The sequence below is a fragment of the Streptomyces sp. NPDC002838 genome, from assembly GCF_040295365.1.
Classification (GTDB): Bacteria; Actinomycetota; Actinomycetes; order Streptomycetales; family Streptomycetaceae; genus Streptomyces.
Map to the genome: position 1 here is coordinate 1 of NZ_JBEOVF010000129.1, position 3,151 is coordinate 3,151.

The 3,151-nt window shown below is 69.0% G+C and carries 4 protein-coding genes; all 4 read left to right on the forward strand.

Annotated elements, in window-relative coordinates:
• A partial coding sequence (locus tag ABT063_RS51735) for a PaaX family transcriptional regulator C-terminal domain-containing protein (protein WP_351069298.1) occupies positions 1-401 on the forward strand: 401 nt, incomplete at its 5' end.
• Positions 402-603: 202 nt separating this feature from the next.
• On the forward strand, positions 604-1,137 hold the full coding sequence (locus ABT063_RS51740) for a hypothetical protein (RefSeq protein ID WP_351069299.1): 534 nt from the start codon (positions 604-606) through the stop codon (positions 1,135-1,137).
• 75 nt (positions 1,138-1,212) lie between these two features.
• Complete coding sequence (locus ABT063_RS51745) at positions 1,213-2,100, forward strand: alpha/beta hydrolase family protein (protein ID WP_351069301.1); 888 nt, start codon at positions 1,213-1,215, stop codon at positions 2,098-2,100.
• Positions 2,101-2,318: 218 nt separating this feature from the next.
• The coding region (locus ABT063_RS51750) for a rhamnogalacturonan lyase family protein (RefSeq protein WP_502991049.1) at positions 2,319-3,151 on the forward strand (833 nt) is incomplete at its 3' end.

Sequence of the window (3,151 nt, forward strand, 5' to 3'; positions counted from 1 at the left end):
ATCTCGAGACGGAGGCCAACCGCAACCCGGTCGAGGCATGGGACCTGCCCGGCATCGCCGGCCAGTACGAGATCTTCATCCGGCGGTGGAGCGGCTTGCTGCCCCGTATCAGCGCTGGTGGTGTCACCGGCGCCGCGGCGGTGCGCGCCCGCACCGAGGTGATGAACACCTATCGCCATTTCCCGGTGCTGGACCCCCTGTTGCCCATTGATCTGCTGCCGGCCGGCTGGCCTCGGTCCCGGGCGCGGGAAGTGTGCGTCGCGGTGTACGACGGTCTGGCCCAACCGGCCCAAGAACACGTCCGTTCGGTGGCGGCCCGGTCCACGGACGGTCCGCACTTCGGTATCAGTGCCCACACGATCGCCGGTATGAGTGCCGGTATCGGTCACAGTCACGGCTGAATCCCGACGGTCTGACCCTGAGTTCAGAGGGATTGGGTCGCAGCGATTGACAGATGAGAGTGCGGTCGCGACTCTTTCTGTTATTCGAAATGGTGTGGGAGCGTTCACAGTCATGTGGCGCGCAACGAGCAGATCGCATGCGTCGCTCCTCGCCGCCCCGGGCCTTTGTACCTCCGCATCAGTGGTGACAGGAGGCATCTCCATGGGTGAGTTACGGCCGGCCGGTGTTCGGCGGCCGACACTGATGGTCTCGGCTGTGGTCACGATGCTGATCGGCTCGACCGTTGCGGTGGCTCCCGGACCAGCGTGCGAGTTGGAGAACGACGTCACCACGGACGCCACCGACGGAATGAAACACCTGGAACAGGTTCGGCTGCACCATCAACGAGTCGTTCATCCGGCTGACGGCCGACGCGCTGGTCGGCAACGGGATGGCGGCGCTGGGCTACAAGTACGTGAAGTACGTGGTGGAGGACGGCTGCTGGTTCACCCCGCCCCGGGACGCCGCCGGCAAGCGCCGTCCCCTGTTCACCAGGGCAGCCGTACCGCCATCGTCAGCACGACGGCCGGTGCCGTGGGCAAGACCGGTACCTCGTTCACCTTGCGCGACCTGTGGACCGGGGTCACGTCCACCACCAGCGGCACCATGTCGGCCAGCGCCCCGGCGCGCGGCGCAGGCGTGTTCCCCTCAGCGGAAGCCGCACCGTCACCCCACCTGACGCTTCCTCACCAGTGAAGCGACCGGGCCACGAGGCCCCCACTGGATCCCGCGTCCCCCCACGAGCAACCCCCACTCACACGGGAGTCATCCATGAGCATGCAACGGCGTACCTTCCTGGCCCTGAGCGCGGCCGGAGCCGCGGGCGTGGGCGCGTCCCTGCTCGGCACCGGGCAGGCAGGCGCCCTCGTCAGGCCGCAGGGCGCACCGACCAAGCGGTTCGCCGTCGGTGTACGCGCGTACGCCTGGAACCGCGGCAGCCGCCGGTGGACGACCTACGTCTACTACCCGGCCACCGGCACTCCTGGCGGAGCCCCCGTCAACAACGCCCCCGTCGCCGAAGGCGTTTTCCCCGTCTGCGAGTTCATGCACGGCTACAGCAGCAGCCCGCAGAATTCCCTGGCGGTGATCCGTCCCCTGGCCGAGGCCGGCTTCATCGTCCCCGCCCCCCACTTCGCCAACCTCAGTGGCGGAGACGTCCGCAACGGCAACCAGTCCAAGGACGTCTCCGAGGTCATCACCCGGACCCTCGCCCTGAACACGGCCGGCGACCCGCTGGCCGGCCACATCAACACAGCGGTTGGCGTCGGCGTGTCCGGCCACTCGATGGGCGGCATGACCACTCACGGGCTGCTGACCGCCTGGCCGGACGAGCGGATCGTCGCCGCGATTCCGATGTCCTGCGTGGACATGGGCAATCCCAGCAGCCGGGTCAAGGCCAAGGTGCTGTTCATGCACGGCGACCGGGACAGCACCTGCCCCATCTCCTCCGCCCGCCAGGCGTACCGGGAACTGCCGGCGCCCAGGGCGTTCCTCACCTTCCGCGGCGCGGGCCACAGCAACTACTTCGGCGACTCGCGGACGATCAACACCTTCGTGGACTGGATGCGCTGGAGTCTGTACGGCGACACCGCCGCCCGCGACCGCCTCCCCTCCGACGCCGGCTCCAGCACCACCACCTGGGAGTCCGTCCTGAGCTGAGAGGCCACCGCTCACCGCTCCTGACGGCTGGATTGTCATGATCAGGTCAGCCTCAGCTTGGGCTGCCGACCGTATCCGGTGGCACAGCCTCACCGGACCTGCCGGCGCACAGCATCACCACCTACGTCTTCCGCGGGGGAAGCACCCCGTCGTCCACCACCCCGTGATCCACCGCAAGGTGCGTACATCCCCACCCCCCACACACACAGGAGGTCCCTGTGACCGACTCTTACCGGCGTCCCCGCACGGCGCCGCGTCAACGGAGAATCCGCCGAGCCTCGGGCGGCCGAGTGGCGGGGGTTCTCGCCGCCGCCGTCGCGCTGGCCGCCTCCGCGCTCACCATGCTGCCCCAGACCGCGCAGGCCGCGACGGCGCGACAGGTGGAGCGCCTCGACCGAGGACTGACCAGCGTCCACACCAGCAGCGGGAACCTGGTGTCGTGGCGCTGGCTGGCCACCGACCCGAACGACGTGGCGTTCAACGTCTACCGCGGCGGCACCAAGCTCAACTCCTCGCCGATCACCGGCTCCACCAACTACTTCGACTCCGGCGCCCCGGACTCCGCCGACTACACGGTGCGCCCGGTGGTGAACGGCACCGAGCAGGCCCCCTCCGAGCGCGCGCTGCAGTTCCGGTCGGGATACCTGGACGTGCCGATCTCGCCGCCGGCCGGAGGCACCGCTCCGGGCAACTCGCCGTACACCTACGAGGCCAACGACGCCAGTGTCGGCGACCTGGACGGCGACGGCCGGCCCGACCTGGTTCTGAAGTGGCAGCCGACCAACGCCAAGGACAACTCCCAGTCCGGCTACACCGGCAACACGATCATCGACGGAGTCAAGCTCGACGGCACCCGGCTGTGGCGCATCGACCTGGGCCGCAACATCCGTTCCGGCGCGCACTACACGCAGTTCCAGGTGTACGACTACGACGGCGACGGCAAGGCCGAGGTCGCGATGAAGACCGCCGACGGCACCAGGGACGGCACGGGCGCGGTGATCGGCAGCTCGTCGGCCGACCACCGCAACTCCAGCGGCTACGTCCTGTCCGG